At 37.6% G+C, this 17,547-nt stretch carries 9 protein-coding genes; 5 read left to right on the top strand and 4 right to left on the bottom strand.

The window, feature by feature from the left end:
* Nucleotides 1-85 precede the first annotated feature (85 nt).
* Nucleotides 86-892 (top strand): hypothetical protein, encoded by an 807-nt coding sequence (locus BMW64_RS09080; RefSeq protein ID WP_143052671.1) that lies wholly within the window; start codon nucleotides 86-88, stop codon nucleotides 890-892.
* A 349-nt stretch (nucleotides 893-1,241) separates the two neighbouring features.
* Nucleotides 1,242-4,106, top strand: a complete 2,865-nt coding sequence (locus BMW64_RS09075; protein ID WP_089999718.1) for a M16 family metallopeptidase — start codon at nucleotides 1,242-1,244, stop codon at nucleotides 4,104-4,106.
* Between the two features lie 188 nt (nucleotides 4,107-4,294).
* Here BMW64_RS09075 and BMW64_RS09070 read toward each other — a convergent pair whose 3' ends face one another.
* From BMW64_RS09070 to ligA, 4 genes are all read right to left on the bottom strand, one after another.
* Nucleotides 4,295-6,433 (bottom strand): S46 family peptidase, encoded by a 2,139-nt coding sequence (locus tag BMW64_RS09070; RefSeq protein WP_089999653.1) that lies wholly within the window; start codon nucleotides 6,431-6,433, stop codon nucleotides 4,295-4,297.
* 188 nt (nucleotides 6,434-6,621) lie between these two features.
* Nucleotides 6,622-7,266: an MgtC/SapB family protein gene (locus tag BMW64_RS09065; protein WP_089999652.1), complete on the bottom strand. Its 645-nt coding sequence runs from the start codon at nucleotides 7,264-7,266 to the stop codon at nucleotides 6,622-6,624.
* A gap of 119 nt (nucleotides 7,267-7,385) precedes the next feature.
* Nucleotides 7,386-9,668, bottom strand: coding sequence for a DUF7619 domain-containing protein (locus BMW64_RS09060; protein WP_089999651.1), 2,283 nt, complete (start codon nucleotides 9,666-9,668; stop codon nucleotides 7,386-7,388).
* Nucleotides 9,669-9,748: 80 nt separating this feature from the next.
* Nucleotides 9,749-11,764: an NAD-dependent DNA ligase LigA gene (gene ligA, locus BMW64_RS09055; protein WP_089999650.1), complete on the bottom strand. Its 2,016-nt coding sequence runs from the start codon at nucleotides 11,762-11,764 to the stop codon at nucleotides 9,749-9,751.
* A 194-nt stretch (nucleotides 11,765-11,958) separates the two neighbouring features.
* Here ligA and BMW64_RS09050 point away from each other — a divergent pair, with 194 nt between their 5' ends.
* The 3 genes from BMW64_RS09050 to BMW64_RS09040 all read left to right on the top strand — a co-directional run bounded on the left by BMW64_RS09050 (nucleotide 11,959) and on the right by BMW64_RS09040 (nucleotide 17,467).
* The gene (locus tag BMW64_RS09050; RefSeq protein WP_089999649.1) at nucleotides 11,959-12,699 is read left to right on the top strand and encodes a glycerophosphodiester phosphodiesterase family protein; all 741 of its coding nucleotides are present in this window, start codon (nucleotides 11,959-11,961) and stop codon (nucleotides 12,697-12,699) included.
* A 326-nt stretch (nucleotides 12,700-13,025) separates the two neighbouring features.
* Complete coding sequence (locus tag BMW64_RS09045) at nucleotides 13,026-16,001, top strand: SusC/RagA family TonB-linked outer membrane protein (RefSeq protein ID WP_089999648.1); 2,976 nt, start codon at nucleotides 13,026-13,028, stop codon at nucleotides 15,999-16,001.
* Between the two features lie 11 nt (nucleotides 16,002-16,012).
* Nucleotides 16,013-17,467 (top strand): SusD/RagB family nutrient-binding outer membrane lipoprotein, encoded by a 1,455-nt coding sequence (locus BMW64_RS09040; protein WP_089999647.1) that lies wholly within the window; start codon nucleotides 16,013-16,015, stop codon nucleotides 17,465-17,467.
* Nucleotides 17,468-17,547 lie beyond the last annotated feature (80 nt).

The raw sequence follows: 17,547 nt of genomic DNA, 5'->3' as shown, positions 1-17,547 counted from the left end.
CAATGATTTAAAATACATTTAAACAGAATCAAACACAATTTTTGTCATTCCCGAAGGGAATCTCAACGTAGTATTAGAGATTCGCATGGTCAGATTCACGTCTGGATTCCCTGCGGGAATGACAAGCGAGATGCATATTCTGGCACTCCCCATGAAACCTTTGATTTTTTTTCGCATCCAGGGATATAAATACATTGACAAAGAATCAAACACAATGTTTGTCATTCCCGAAGGGAATCTCAACGTAGTATTAGAGATTCGCATGGAAAGATTCACGTCTGGATTCCCTGCGGGAATGACAAACGAGATGCATATTCTGATACTCCCCATGAAACCTTTGATTTTTTTTCGCATCCAGGGATATAAATACATTGACAAAGAATCAAACACAATGTTTGTCATTCCCGAAGGGAATCTCAACGTAGTATTAGAGATTCGCATGGAAAGATTCACGTCTGGATTCCCTGCGGGAATGACAAACGAGATGCATATTCTGATACTCCCCATGAAACCTTTGATTTTTTTTCGCATCCAGGGATATAAATACATTGACAAAGAATCAAACACAATGTTTGTCATTCCCGAAGGGAATCTCAACGTAGTATTAGAGATTCGCATGGTCAGATTCACGTCTGGATTTCCTGTAGGAATGACAAGCGAGACGCATATTCTGGCACTCCCCATGAAACCTTTGATTTTTTTTCGCATCCAGGGATATAAATACATTGACAAAGAATCAAACACAATGTTTGTCATTCCCGAAGGGAATCTCAACGTAGTATTAGAGATTCGCATGGAAAGATTCACGTCTGGATTCCCTGCAGGAATGACAAGCGAGACGCATATTCTGGCACTCCCCATGAAAATCTTTGATTTTATTTCTGTGTTCTAACCATGAACCCAGGGATATAATACAATTACAAAGAATCAAACACAATGTTTGTCCTTCCCGAAGGGAATCTCAACGTAGTATCAGAGATTCGCATGGAAAGATTTACGTCTGGATTCCCTGCAGGAATGACAATCGAGACGCATATCTGGCACTCTCCATGAAAATCTTTGATTTTCTTCTCATGTGTTCTAAAATATGCGCAAAGTTTTAACCTAAATCTTTAGTGACTTTTGTGGTTATAAAAAACTAAACAGACTCAACCTCAGCGAATCTTGACAAAACACATAGAGTTCTTTTTGTATTGCTTACATTTGTACGGCATTCTGGATTTAGAATGAAAATGATTTATATGGCAGAAAAAAAATACAGCGAAACAATTCATAAAGATAAAAATTACGAATACATTACGGTCTCCAATGATGAAAACGGGGTGAGAATCTACACTTTGAAAAATGGTTTAAAAGTTTTTCTAGCCCAGAATTTTGATGCTCCCAGGATTCAGACCTATATTCCGGTAAGGACTGGAAGCAATAATGATCCTGCCGACAATACGGGACTGGCGCATTATCTTGAACATATGATGTTTAAAGGAACCTCAAAGCTCGGTACGCAAAATTGGGAGAAAGAAAGCGCATTGCTAAATCAAATTTCGGATTTGTACGAAGAACATAAAGCGGAGCCTGATCCTGAAAAGAAAAAAGTCATTTACCGTAAAATAGATGAGCTTTCACAGGAAGCGAGCCGCTATGCCATTGCCAATGAGTATGACAAGGCTATTTCTTCATTGGGTGCTACAGGAACCAATGCCCACACATGGTTTGATGAGACAGTTTACAAAAATAATATTCCTAACAATGAGCTGGAAAAATGGCTGAAAATTGAAAAGGAAAGATTTTCAGAATTGGTGTTAAGGCTTTTTCATACGGAGCTGGAATCAGTGTATGAAGAATTCAACAGGGCGCAGGATAATGATTCCAGATTGGTTCAGTATGAGCTCATGGATGCTCTTTTTCCTAACCATCCCAACGGTCAGCAAACTACTTTAGGGAAGGCGGAACATCTGAAGAATCCTTCCATGAAAGCGATTCATACTTATTTTGACGAATATTACGTGCCGAATAATTATGCAATGGTGATGGTTGGAGATCTTGATTTTGATGAAACCATCAGGCTCATTGATCAGTATTTCGGAGCCATTCCTTACAGAGAGCTGCCGAAAAAAACGCCGGTTATCGAACAACCTATTTCAGGCATTGTTGAAAGAACTGTGAAAAGTCCGACAACCCCAAGAGTTCAGCTGGCGTGGAGAACGGATAGCTACGGAACAAGAGAAGTGATGCTTGCTGATATCGTTGCCAATATTTTAAGCAACAGGGGAGAAGCAGGATTATTGGATTTAAATATCAATCAGACTCAGAAATTGCTTTGGGCACAGGCTTATTCTATAGGCTTGAAACAGTATGGCTATTTTTCTATTGTGGCCGTTCCGAAGGAAACACAGACTGTAGAAGAAGCAAAAGACCTGGTACTCGGGCAGATTGAGCTGGTAAAAAAAGGAAATTTTCCTGACTGGATGCTAACGGCGATCATTAATGATTTTAAAATTCAGAGAATGAAAGCGCTGGAAACGGCTGACGGACTGGCTACCAACCTGTATGACACGTACATCAAAGGCAGAACCTGGGAGCAGGAGCTGAATGAAATGGACGAATATGCGAAATTTACCAAGGAAGATGTTATCAGTTTTGCCAACGAGTTTTTCAAAGAGAATTATGTGATCATAAATAAAGAGAAAGGAATTAATGATAAACTGATCCGTGTTGAAAACCCTGGAATTACTCCGGTAAAGATCAATCGTGAGGTTCAGTCTGAATTTCTCAAGCAGATTTTGGCAGAAAAAACAGAAGATATTCAGCCGGAATTTATCGATTATGATAGAGAAATTCTTACGGATGTGATCAAAGGTAAAAAGCTGAGCTTCGTCAAAAACAGGTACAATGATATTGCGCAGGTGCATTTTATCTTTCCTTTCGGAAGTGATCATGACCGTGACCTCGGGACTTCTACACAGATTCTTCAATACTTGGGAACAGAAAAGTTTTCACCGGATGATCTGAAAAAAGAGTTTTTTAAAATCGGAATCACAAATGATTTTAAAACAACAAACGATCAGCTTACGATCTCACTGAACGGCCTTGAAGAAAATATCCCTAAAGGAATTGAGCTTTTGCAGCATTGGATGAAGGAGGTAAAACCTGATCAGGAAATTTATAATCAGTTTGTGGAAACCATGCTTGAAAATCGTGCGGCCGTAAAAAAAGACAAGGCCCGCATCATGACGGCTTTAACGAATTATACTAAGCTTGGCGAGTTTTCCAGATTCACGGATATCATCTCAAAAGAAGAGCTTGAAAGCAGTAATGTTGAGGTCTTTACGGAAAGAATTAAAAAACTTTTCCATTTTCCGTACCAGATATTTTTCTACGGAAGAGATGTTGAAGTTTTTAAAGGCTATATCGGAAAATATATTGAGACGGAAAGTATGGTCATCCCCGAACCTAAAATTTATCCCGAACCTGAAACCACCGGAAATGTTTATTTTACAAGCTACGACATGGTACAGATGGAAATGAGCCGTGTAGGGAAGGGGCAAATGGTCGATACTGCAAACTTCGGAAAGATCAATGTATTTAATGAATATTTCGGCAGAGGATTGTCGTCTATTGTTTTCCAGGAGATTCGTGAAAGCAAAAGTCTTGCTTACTCCGCGTATGTTTCTTATGCTGCCAATTCGGAACTGAATCATCCGGATTATATCACCACGTATATTGGTACCCAGCCGGATAAATTGCAGATTGCCGTAGATACCATGACCGAACTGATGGCAGAGCTTCCTGAAGTTCCGGCACAGTTTGAAAACGCGAGAAATGCAGCTTTGAAGCAGATTGCTTCTACAAGGATTACCAGAACGAATATTTTCTTTAATACCTTAAGACTTAAAAAACTGAATATTGATTACGATTTCAGAAAAGATATTTATCAGCAGATCGAAAGTCTGAAGTTTGAAGATTTGAAGGACTTTTATAACAATTATATTAAATCAGTTCATTTTAATACTGCCATTATTGGTAAGAAAGAAAATCTCAATAGGGAGGCTGTGAACAAGATGGGGAATTTTAAAGAAGTCAGTTTGAAAGATATTTTTGGACATTAAGAATTTAAATTAAAATAATCTTGAAATGCTTCGCCATGCACAGCATGATACTGCTACAATTAACTTTTAAATGAAATTAGACTGTTAGTATTAGAAATGTCATGTTGAGCCTGTCGAAGCATCTCTAAAGAATTAAAAAAAATAACCCCGAAGGAAACTTTCGGGGTTTATTATTGTTTTGATTAAAACTATTTCACGATTTTCATTTCATTGATCAGCCACTTGGAATCGGCAAATTTATCAATGATGAAAAGAATATATTTTGTATCCACCATAATATTTCTGCTGAAACGCGGATCGTAATTAATGTCACTCATCGTTCCTTCCCACTGTCTGTCGAAATTTAGTCCGACAAGATTTCCGTTGGCGTCCAGAGCTGGACTTCCGGAGTTTCCTCCTGTTGTGTGGTTGGTGGCTGTAAATCCTACCGGTACATCACCTGTTTTATCCTTATATGGACCGAAATCTTTTTTAGTATAAAGGTCAATCAGTTTTTTAGGAACATCAAATTCATAGTCTCCCGGAACGTATTTTTCCATTACTCCGGCAAGATGCGTCTGATAGCTGTAAGAAACGGCATCTCTTGGTGAGGAACCTTTCACTTTTCCATAAGTAACACGCAATGTAGAATTGGCATCCGGGAAGAATTTTCGGTCTTTATCCGTAGCTATTTGCTGGGCCATATAGGTCTTTTGCAGCGCATCTATTTTCGTCTGAAGAGTAGTAAACTGAGGGTCGGCTTTCGTCATATACGTATCTCTCATAGCCGTATAAATCTGGAAAACAGGGTCCTTTTTCAGAGTTTTGATCAATTTATCCTGATTAGAGAAAGCTTTTTCAATGTCTTTGCTTAAAGAAGCGCCATTTACTTCACTTCTTCCTGTAATAATGGAATTTTCAGAAGCCTCTTCAATCGTCGGGATGTTTTGAGTCTCGTTTTTATATTTTTCAAAACCTGCAGGCAAGAATTGTGCATCTGTTTTATTGGCATATAAAGCCAGTAATTTTGCAGTCACTTTTGCATCGAGTTGAGCATTGTAGTCTTTGTAGAAAGAGGTGAGTTTCTTTTTAAGGGCAGTTGTCCCTTTTTCATCCATTCTGCCAGTTTCTACTGAAGTGATATAATTGTAATAAAGATTGGCAAGCATCAAAGTTTCTGCATTCCTGATGGTTTCAGAATAATACGCATTATTTAAAGCAAAAGGAGCCTGATCATTATAAAGTTTGTTTAGTTGATCTAAAGTCGTTTTGATTTCAGGATTTTTAGCCACTAAAGAACCTTCATACATTACTTTTTTCTCTACGGCATTGGATTTTTTTAAACCTTCTACTTCACCGATCCATTTTTTCCAGTAATTGGCTACTGAAGCATATTTTGAAGCATATTGAATTCGCGTAACATCATCAGTACGCATTTTTTCATCTAATGTTTTCAAAGCAACATCCCTTACTGCGATTCTTGCAGGATCGATTTCTTTCATGATTTTTTCAACCGCAATGGCAGGAAGATATTCCGTAGTTCTCCCCGGAAATCCGAAAACGAATGTGAAATCATTTTCATTTTTATCTTTAATGGAAACCGGAAGATAATGCTTTGGAACATACGGCACATTGTCTTTGGAGTATTCTGCCGGTTTATTATTTTTATCAGCATAAATCCTGAACATGGAGAAATCTCCGGTGTGTCTTGGCCAAACCCAGTTGTCGGTATCGGAGCCGAATTTTCCGATGCTTTGCGGTGGAGCTCCTACCAAACGGATATCTTTGTAGGTTTCGATGGTATAGGCGTAAAATTTATTTCCGTAATACATTGGTTTTACGGAAATCGACTGGTATTGCTCGATTTTCTGTGAGTTTTTGTAAATCTCAATATTTTTGGCAATCTGTTTAGCCAGTTCGGGCTCCATAAGATTATCGGTTCCCTGAAGAATCTGATTGGTCACTTCTTTTATATCAACAATAAAATCAACCGTTACACCTGGATTCGGAAGTTCACCTTCGGTATTTTTGGCCCAGAATCCGTTTGATAGAAGGTCGTTCTGAACAGTTGAATGTGCCTGGATCTGCCCGTAACCACAGTGGTGATTGGTCAGTAACAAACCTTTTGGAGAAATGATTTCCGCAGTACATCCGCCGTTGAACTGTACTACTGCATCCTTAATGCTTGCTTTTTGAGGATTGAAGATGTCTTTTGCAGAGATTTTCATTCCCAGATCTTTCATTTCCTTTTCATTCAGCTCTGTCGGTATCCACATTCCTCCGTATTGCTGTGCAAATGTCATTACAGCCGGCAAAAGAAATACAGATAAGAGTATCTTTTTTGTCATAATCAAAATTTTGCTCCAATTTACGAAGAAATTACGAGTTTGATATTTTTAGGGTATGTTGGTTTTTTAATTTGGAAATGAGATTATTACAAAATTTAATTCGCTTTTATAACTGAGCTGATTATGTACTAAGTTGTAAAATATTTTCATTAAATGGTTTATATAATGAAAAAATAAAGTGATATTGATCAAAACTGATAGGCAATAATACGCTCATCTTCCATGAGGCTTTTCATTAACGCTTCATGATTGATATTTTTTCCTGTAATAATCCAGGAAGTAGCGAGATTTCCCTGGGTATACTGCTGCTTTGAAATTGCATATTTCAGACGATGTTTTCTAAAGAGTTCCTCACAATAAGGAACATCATGATAATTGACGACCGCAATTTTATATTCCCTGATTTTGTGTTCTCTGTCGATAAACTTTTCAAAATGATTTAAAGAGCTTAATATCAGCAATACTAAGAAAGTACCCATTAACGCAAGGTATACGTATCCCGAGCCGACCGCCATTCCGATCGAAGCTGTTGCCCATATGGTTGTTGCAGTAGTGATTCCGTCTATTTTATTGTCGCCTTTAAAAATAACGCCGGCTCCCAGAAAACCTATTCCTGTGATGATATTGGCTGCGATTCGGTCGGGATCATCTACTCCGATTTTTATGGAAAGAATCGTGAAAAGACTGGATCCGAAGCAGATCAGAATAAAGGTTCGCAGTCCTGCCGATTTATTCCTGTATTCACGTTCTGCCCCGATCAACAATCCCAAAATAACCGATATGAAAATCAACAGCAATTCATTTTGAATAGAGTGATCTTTTAAAAACTCCATGATTAAAATTTTTAACTTCTTGGAATAAATTTACAACAAAAAATATTTTCATTGTTATGATTCAGATTACAAACAAAAAAGACTGCCCAAACGGACAGCCTTCACTACTTATTTTGATATTAATTCTTAATAAATTTATGAATAAATGTTTTATCTTTTGTCGATAATTTGATGATATAATTCCCTTTTGCAAACTCGGAAACATTGATTGAATTTCCTTTTGCAGAAGTTGAAATTAAAATTCTTCCTGCTGCATCGAAGATTTCCGCTTTCGTAATTTCATTTTTCGACTGAATATTTAATACATCTTTTACCGGGTTCGGATAGATTGAAACCGTATTGTTTTCTTTGTCAATTTCTAAAGCAGACAAAGTGTTTTGAACAGTTGTCGTAAAGTTGTTGGTAATAATCGGAGCATTATAATCAAAGTAGATTTCCGCTTTGTTGCTGAAGCTGTCACCGATATTCAGCGTCGATTTTGTTTTGATTTTAAATGAAACATAGCCGTCATTATTGGCATCATCAAAAGGAAGCTGAATGTTTTCAAAAATAAATTCTACGGTGTTTCCTGTAATTCTTGTTACAAAATTATGGCTGCCAGCCAGGGATACTAAACTTGCCAGGTCATATTTGGAAGCGTCTATATCATCTTTTACGACAATATTCTGTGCATTTGCCGTTCCTGTATTTTCAAAACGGATCATGTAATGCACATAATCTCCTACTTTTGCCTGTGAAATGGTTGTTCCTTCAAGACAGGTTTTATCATTCGGATCGAAAGAATTTACAACAGTTTGGTTTAAAGTAAATGTATTATCTAAAGGGGTTTCATCTGTTCCGGCATTCACCTGAGCTGTATAATGAAGGGTATCTCCTGCAGTTAATGGCGGTGTCTGGGTAGGTGTATTTAAAGTGAACGATACCGTTACTTCTTTTTGTTCCAAAGGAGCAAGATTTGTGAAATTCCAGCTCAGAACTCCGTTTGACTGAGATGAAGGATTCATTGATGCTGTAAGATAGTTCATCAAATTATCATTATAGTTAAATGATAAAGTTCCCGACTGCGTCGTTGTTCCTTTGTTTTTGTAAATGATCTTGTATTTTGCATCAAAACCAGGTCTTGCTACAGTAATTGGAATAATGACAACTTCCAGATCATTGTGGGCTCCGTTTGCTGACAGGCAGAAGTTTTGGGTAAGCGGGCTTGTCTGTGCAGGAAAACTTGCCGTTACACTTGTCGGTGAAATCGTGAAGTATGTCGGATTTTCCAGTACAGGTGTAATGGTATGATTACCAGCCTGAACAGGAATTAAGTAATTTCCTGAAGCATTCGTTATGATATTCCCGGAATTAGCGGTATTTGTAATGACGAATTTTTGAAATGCCTTTGCAGGATCATTGACGTCACAACCATTGTTATTGACATCATACTTTGTGCTTCCCTGAATCGTGTAAAAATTTCCTCCGGGAGTGAAAGAACAGTATGAGTTTATTACAACATTAGGTTGATTGTACCAGTTTATCAGTGCACCGATCATTGCCTTTTCAAAATCGTCAGCACAGATATAGCTTAAGCTTGGTGTATTTGAAAATATTGGAGTAGCTCCCTGGGCATAATTATTTTTTCCGTTCTTAATATTAAAGTTTATAAGATTAGGATTATTAGAGAAATTGAAATTGTCAAGATATATTAGTGATCCGGCATCAATTGTGGTGAATAGGTTATCATTAATGTATAGATTCGCCACGTTAGGGGCTTCGTCTAAAGAAATTGCTGTAATTTTATTATTTGTAGCGGAAATATTTGTTAAAATATTATTGTTATTTAAAATTAATGATGTAATTAAATTATTATTACATTCTAAGGTCATCAGATTTGGAAAATTAGAAATATCAACAGATGTTAATTGATTTCCACTGCAAGACAAAGTTTGGAGATTTGGCGTATTAGTAACTGAGAAACTGGTAAGATGATTATTTGTAATGTTTAAATTCTGCAGACTGCTTAAATTATCAACAGAAACAGTTGTAAGATTATTATTGGCTGCATGTATAACTATAAGATTGGATAATCCGGATATTTGAAGATTGGTTAAAGCATTACCAAAAACACTCAAAGAAGTAAGATTAGCAAACTGATTAATACCTGTAAGATCAGTAATCATACTGCCAGTTTGGCCCGGAATAAATAGCTTGGCAACATTCAATGCTTCTGAAACCTGAATTTCCTGATCTCCATTGGTGTCAATTACCATATATTGATTGCTGCTGTTGGACGCAACCCCGTTGGTTGTATTTGCCGATAAAAGTCTCGCTTTGAAAACAGGATCTGGAATATTTACAATCTGTGCTTGAAACACAGCAAACATAATAAAGGAAATTATCAAGTAGATTTTTCTCATGGTTATTATTTAAATTTCGGACAAAAATAAGCCATTAAGAAAGAATCTCAATGGCTTATTATGTTAAATATTTTAGAATATCACTGCTGTCCTATCAAATCTAGGAACTGCTGTTCATCAAGAATGCTGATCGTTCCGATATCCTGAGCCTTTTTTAGTTTGCTTCCGGCTTTCTCGCCCACAACGAGGTAATTTAAATTCTTAGAAACTGCGGAAATATTCTTCCCACCATGCTTTTCTACCATTTCTTCAGCAGCTTCTCTCGTAAACAACGACAGTTTTCCCGTGAAAAGAAAAGTTTTTCCTGCCAGAATGTTGGATAAGACTTCATTGGTGCTTTCTCCTTTTTCTAACTGAACGCCGTAAGATTTTAATCTTTCCAGCATCAGAACATTTTCCGGATTGGCGAAAAAGTCTACAATGCTTACAGCGATTTTAGTTCCTATATCTTCTACCTGACAAAGCTCTTCTACCGTAGCGTTTTTAAGTTCTTCTATGGTTGGGAAATTTTTGACTAATTTCTTGGCAACCGTTTCTCCGACGTGCTTTATACCAATTCCGTACAGTACTTTTTCAAATGGAATCTCTTTTGATTTTTCAATTCCTGAAATGATATTCTGCGCAGATTTTTCTGCCATTCTTTCCAAAGGAAGAAGCTGTTCTTTGGTTAAAACATAAAAGTCGGCAGGGTTTTCAATTAATTTTTCCCTGTAAAGCTGCTCAATAGTTTCGCTTCCCAGATTTTCAATATTTAATGCCTTTCTGGATACATAATGGATCATTCTACCCACCACCTGTGGCGGACAGTGCAAATCATTCGGACAAAAGTGGATCGCCTGATCTTCGATTTTTACCAACTCTGTTCCGCATTCAGGGCAATGTTTGATATATTCTATTTCTTTGCTTTCGGCTGCTCTTTTTTCTGTATTTACGCCAACGATTTTAGGAATAATTTCTCCCCCTTTTTCTACATATACAAAATCATGCTCGTGCAGATCCAGTTTTTTAATAATGTCTTCATTGTGTAGGGATGCTCTTTTAACAATGGTTCCTGCCAGTAAAACAGGTTTTAAATTGGCCACCGGAGTGATCGCTCCCGTTCTTCCTACCTGATAAGAAACGCTTTGTAATTCGGTTTCAACCTTTTCAGCTTTAAATTTATAAGCCATGGCCCAACGCGGAGATTTGGCAGTATATCCAAGTTGTCGTTGTTGCTTTAATGAGTTAACTTTTAATACGATACCGTCAATCTCAAAAGGAAGATTGTGTCTTTCGATGTCCCAGTAGGTAATAAATTCTTTTACCTCATCCAAAGTTGTGCAGAGTTTAGCCTGCTGTGATGTTTTGAAACCCCAGGATTTTGCTTTTTTCAGAAGCTCCCAGTGAGATTCTGCAGGGATTTCTTCGGAAATGTATTGATATAAAACTGATGATAAACCACGTTTTCTTACCTCGCCGCTGTCCTGCATTTTCAGACTTCCGCTTGCTGTATTTCTGGGATTCATGAATGGATCGAGGCCCTCTTCTTCACGAAGTTTATTGATTTTATCGAAATTTTTTCGGGTTAAATAAATCTCACCACGCATAAAGAAATGTTCAGGAAAATCGCCTTTCAGCTTTAAAGGAATATCAGAAATGGTACGAACGTTTGAAGTAATCTCATCACCCTGAAAGCCGTCGCCACGGGTCACTGCCTGAGCAAGCTTTCCGTTTTCGTAGAGAATGGAAATGGAAGCACCGTCGTATTTTAATTCAGCGACAAATTCCACGGGTTCATCGATGGTTTTAATAATTCTTTTTTCCCAGTCTTCAAGATCGTCAAAATCGTAGGAATTGTCGAGGGAATACATTCTGAATTTATGCTGAACGGTAGGGAAAACTTTTGTAATGCCTCCGCCAACTCTCATTGTGGGAGAGTTTTCATCATAGAATTCCGGGTATTTTGCTTCCAGATCACGGAGTTCTTCAAGCAGCATATCGAAATCAAAATCTGAGATCGTAGGGGTGTCAAGAAGATAATAATTTTCATTATGCTGATGAAGTTCTTTACGAAGATCTTCTATTTTCTGCTGTATGTTTTCGAGATTATCGGGCATTGGATTTCTGTCTTTCAGCAAAAATAATAAGTATTATGAGATTTTGGCGATTAGATTTAATATTAAATTAAACAAATTTCATATTCATTTTAAAGTATTATCAGAAATGTCTTTCTAAATTTGTTCATTATTTTATCTGAATTTTCGGCGGATCATAAATTTCGCGGATATTTAATAATAATTTAATTTATATTATGAAAAAACTTATCTTAGGGTTAGCAGTAGCAAGCACAGTTTTCATGAAGGCACAAACCCAGATTATCGCCCACAGAGGGTATTGGCAGACGCAGCCGCCAACGACGGAAAATTCTCTGAAGTCCTTGGAAAATGCTCAACATTTAAAGATTTACGGATCTGAATTTGATGTAAGAATGACGAAAGATGGCGTTTTGGTCGTAAATCACGACGAGCACCATGCAAAAATGGAAATTTCCGAAACGAATTTTAAAGATCTTGAAAAAGTAAAATTATCCAACGGTGAAAATTTTCCTACCCTGAAAAATTATCTGAAGCAGGGAAAGAAAGACAAAACGTTAAAGCTTATTGTTGAAATAAAGCCTGATAAAACAAAAGAAAAGGAAGATGAGCTGACGGCAAAAACCATCAAAATGATTAAGGATATGAAGCTGGGATCTCAGTGTGAGTTTATTTCTTTCAGTCTGAATATCTGCAAGGAAATTAAAAAACTAGAACCGGCTTTCAAAGTGCAGTATTTAAGAGGAGAGCTTTCTCCGCAGCAGATCAAAGATGAAGGTTTAGACGGAATTGATTATCATTACAGTGTTTTCCAAAAGAATCCGACATGGATTGCTGATGCTAAAGCTTTAGGATTAATCACGAATGCATGGACCGTAAATGATGTTGCTGTTTCGGATGAATTGAAAAAACAGGGAATTGGTTTTATTACGACGAATATTCCTGATCAGCTTAAATAAATGATTTTTTAAAATATACCGAAGTCTGTCTTTTTAAAGGCAGACTTTTTTGTTGTTTGAACACAGTTAATTTTTTAACGATTTATCATTCGTGGTAGATGTGTGGTATCTGTTATTTTCTCAAAGAAAGACAATAAAATTACGCTTTTAGATAGGAAAAGTCATATTAAAAATTCTTAATTAGCTTAAAGGATTGTGAACCAAATCTCTATAAAGATTTGTTAAAAATAAATTAATATAGGGTTTAATAATTCTTTAATAAATGTTAAAATCAAGTTAAAACCATAATCATAATGACGGTCTAATTTTGCACAAACAAAAAGGATATGCGTAAAGAGACACAAAAAGTACTAATATTATCATTATTAGGATTGGTCAGTGTAAATGTTATGGCCCAGCAAAAGGCAAAGCGGGACACGATAAAAAACATTGACGAAGTAGTGGTAACGGCATTGGGGATTAAAAGACAGGACCGTTCTTTAGGATATGTGGCAGAAACGATCAAGTCTGACGAGCTTTTGAAAACCCAAAACAACAACTGGTCGCAGGCACTTGAGGGAAAAGTGGCAGGTCTTAAAATTCAGACAGCCGGTGCAGGACCTCTCGGGAGCTCAATCATTAAACTGAGAGGGGATATCTCCATGAATCCTGATCAGAATAATGCTCTCATCGTAGTAGATGGAGTGCCTTTAAACAATAATACGACAGGAACAGGATTCTCTGCATATGGAGCAGGAGCGAAGGCAGATTTACCCATCGATTACGGAAACGGAATCAATACCATCAATCCTGATGATATTGAATCAATTACGGTTCTTAAAGGATCAACAGCTTCAGCATTGTACGGATCAAGAGGTGCCGGCGGGGCTATTATGATCACTACAAAATCCGGAAAAAGCAGAAAAGGAAAAGTGCAGGTAAGCTTAAATTCTTATTCCAGCTACGACACGGTATTGAAATGGCCGGATTATCAGTACGAATATGGACAGGGAACTTTACAAAAAGATACGCAGGGAAATTTTTTCTATTCTTATGGAGCTTCCGCGGATGGAATCAACACAGGTTCTACCAGCAGCGCATTCGGACCAAAGTTTGCGGGTCAGTATTATTTCCAGTATGATCCAGATCTCGAAGGGCAAAGTTCCGAAAGAAAACTCTGGCAACCTTATAAAGATAACATCAAAGGATTTTGGGAAACTGGGACAACCTTTTCAAACAACATTTCCGTAGAGGCATCCAACGAAAATACATCTTTCAGATCATCTTTAACGTATTTAAAAAACGAATGGATGATGCCAAATACAGGTTTCGATAGGTTCAATGCTGCTTTTTCTGTAGATCATAAGCTGAGTGAAAAATTAAAGATCGGAATTAAAATAAACTACAACAAAACTAAAAGTGACAACCTTCCGGCGACCGGCTACAGTAATCAGTCGATCTCATATTTCATGATTTTCCAGAATCCGAACGTCGATCTTTCCTGGTACAGACCAATCTGGAAAAAAGGAAAAGAGCAGGTAGATCAGGTGCATCCTTTCAGTTCATTTATCGACAATCCTTACCTTATTGCTTATGAAATGCTGAATGGAGTGGATAAAAACTTTATCACAGGAAACGTAAACCTTAATTATAAAATCACCAAAAATCTCGATGTCATGGTAAGGTCGGGGATGGAGCTGAACAACGAACTCCGTACTCAGAAAAGACCATGGAGTTCTGCCAATTATCTTCAGGGAATGTATCGGGAGCAGCATGTAAGGTTGATGGATTTGAATAACGATGTTTTATTCACTTACCGCAATACATTCGGAGAATTTGATTTCAGTGCTTCAGCAGGAGGAAATATCCGCTACACAGAATATACGATGAATGATTATATTGCAGAAGGCCTTCTGAAGCCAGGTGTTTATACGCTTCCAAACGGTATTTCAAATATTTCAAAATTTGCAAGACCAAATGACAAGCAGGTGAACAGTGCGTACGCCCTTGCAACCGTAAGCTTTAAGAATAAAATTTTCCTTGATCTTACCGCAAGAAATGACTGGAGCAGCACTCTGCCGAAGGAAAACCGTTCTTATTTCTATCCTTCAGTAGCTACATCTTTTATTCTTTCAGATATTTTTAATTTATCTTCCAACTCTTTTAATTACTGGAAATTAAGGGCTTCCTGGTCCAAGGTTGGTAATGATACAGATCCCTATCAGCTGATCAAATATTACAACAACAGTGATTTTGTTGGCTCTGTGGAATCTCCCTCTTTATATCCCAATCCGAACCTGAGACCTAATATGATTACCAATATGGAAGCGGGGATGGATTTTACAATTCTTAAAAACAGAATCAATTATACCATTACTGCTTATCAGAACAATTCCAAAGATCAGATTATCAGAATTCCTACATTGTGGGAAACGGGGTACAGCACGAAAGTTATCAACGCGGGTGAAGTACGAAACAGAGGTCTTGAAATGACATTGAATACGTATGCGGTGAAAAACAAAAACTTTTCATGGAGCATCAATGCCAACTGGTCTATGAACCGAAACAAAATTCTGTCATTACCTGAAGAATTCAACGGAGAGCCTTACACAATGGGAAGCGTAGGAGGTGTGGTTTACTTTAATGCTTTCGTAGGAGGTTCACTGGGCGATATGTATGGATACGGACTGATGTATTCTCCGGATGGTCAGGTGATTTATAACGCTACCGATGGGCTTACAGCAAAACCGACGCAGATGAAGAAAATAGGAAATGCATATCCAAAATGGAGAGCTGGAATTCAGAACGAATTCAGATATAAAGGTATTACCGTGAGTTTCTCATTTGACGGACAGTATAAGGGAATGGCTTATTCCCAGTCGCATCACAAAATGACGGAACAAGGAAAGCTGGAACATACATTATTCGGAAGAGAGAATCCGGGAGGAATGATTGTAGGCGATGGAGTAGTACAAAACCCAGACGGAACATTCTCGCCGAACACCAAGCCGATTTTGCTGTCATCTTATTACGCTGATTATTACCGGAGAGCCAACGTGGAAACCAATACATTCGATACTTCTTTCATCAAACTGAGAGACGCAAGAATTGCTTACACTTTCTCTAAAAATGTTACCGATCAGCTTAAGATCACAGAACTGACCCTGGCTTTATTCGGAAGAAACCTGTGGATGTGGACGAAGTTCCCACTGTTTGATCCTGAAGCGGCAACACTGAATGACAATCAGATCACACCGGGTGTAGAAATGGGACAGTTGCCGACTGCAAGAACGGTAGGTATTCAGCTTAATGTTAAATTTTAAATTCTGAAAACATGAAAAAATTATTTTTAAATACATTATTAATTGCAGGAATTGGTTGTATTCCGGTATCGTGCAGCAGAAACCTTGATGAGGTAAATGTTGACAACAGCAGGATCAGCGAGCCTGCAGCTTCAAAATTACTCGTTCCGATAGAGTATAATATGGCGGCTGTCAATTATATGAGAGCAAATGATTTTACATTCGATCTTATGCAGGTTTCTCTGGATTTTCCGAATGAAGGAAATACACTCAGTAGATACAACATTACAGAGAACACCGGAGCTGGCTTCTGGAATAACAGCTACAAATGGATCAAGCAGGTAAAAGACATGAAGCTCGCCGCTGAAAAAGATAATGATCCGAATTATATTGCAATTGCCATGGTGCTTAATGCCTGGATTTATTCCAATCTTACCGATACTTATGGTGACGTGCCATTTTCTGAAGCTTCAAGTCTGGATGATGGAAATGCTCAACCGAAATTTGATAAGCAGAAAGATATTTATGTAAAATTATTAGATGATTTAAAAACGGCAAACTCGCTATTTGTAACCACTAAGATGCTTACCGGTTCGGATATTTTTTACAAAGCAGAAAGTGATGCGAACGGGATTACCAACTGGAAAAAATTCTGTAATTCACTTTCATTACGTTTGCTGACAAGAATTTTAAACAGAAATGGTGAGGTGAATGTAAATGAAAGAATTCAGGAAATTATCAGCGATCCTGCCAAATATCCTATTTTTCAGAGCAATACCGAAACGGCTAAAGTAAATGTAACTGGCGTTGCACCACTGCTTCCCCCGATTACAAGACCACAGGATTTTACTACCGGTAGAGCAGCATCTGAATTCTTTGTAGAAACATTAAAAGCCAATAATGATCCGAGAATGTCAATGTTTTTCGGGCAGGCCAAAAGTATTCCCGGCAATGCAAATATAGGGTATAAAGGCGCGCCATCAGGATATGCTTACGGAACAACCTTTAATTATCAGCCTTCCAATATGAATCAAAACCTGGCAAAAGCACCATTAAATATTTTGGTGTATCCCTATGCTGAGTTGCAGTTTATTTTGTCTGAGCTTGCTTTTAAAGGAATTATCCCGGGAAATGCACAAACATATTATGAGAATGGGGTTAAGGCAGCGATTGAACAATGGGGTTCAACCGTGCCATCCAATTATTTTGCTAATACCAATGTGGCTTACAATGGGACTTTAGAACGAATTATGCTTCAGAAATATGTCGCTTTATTCTTTGTCGATCAGCAGCAGTGGTTTGAAAAAAGAAGAACAGGATTCCCTGTACTGCCAAACAATGGAGGATTATTAAATAATGGAGTATTGCCTTCAAGGCTTATGTATCCGCCAAATCCAAGAATATTGAATACCGCTAATTACCAGGCCGCTGTACAGCAGATGGGCGGAGATGATATCAACGTAAAAATGTGGTGGAATAAGCCGTAAAATTCATCGGCGGGATCGGGCTTTAGCCCGATTCTTAGAAAAAGAATCAATTTGGCTGAAGCCAAAATTTAACTTTAAAT

Origin of the sequence: Chryseobacterium taichungense (assembly GCF_900109935.1) — a bacterium.
Lineage (GTDB): Bacteria > Bacteroidota > Bacteroidia > Flavobacteriales > Weeksellaceae > Chryseobacterium > Chryseobacterium taichungense.
Note: the sequence above shows the minus strand (reverse complement) of the source record. Positions and strands in the feature narration are given on the sequence as shown.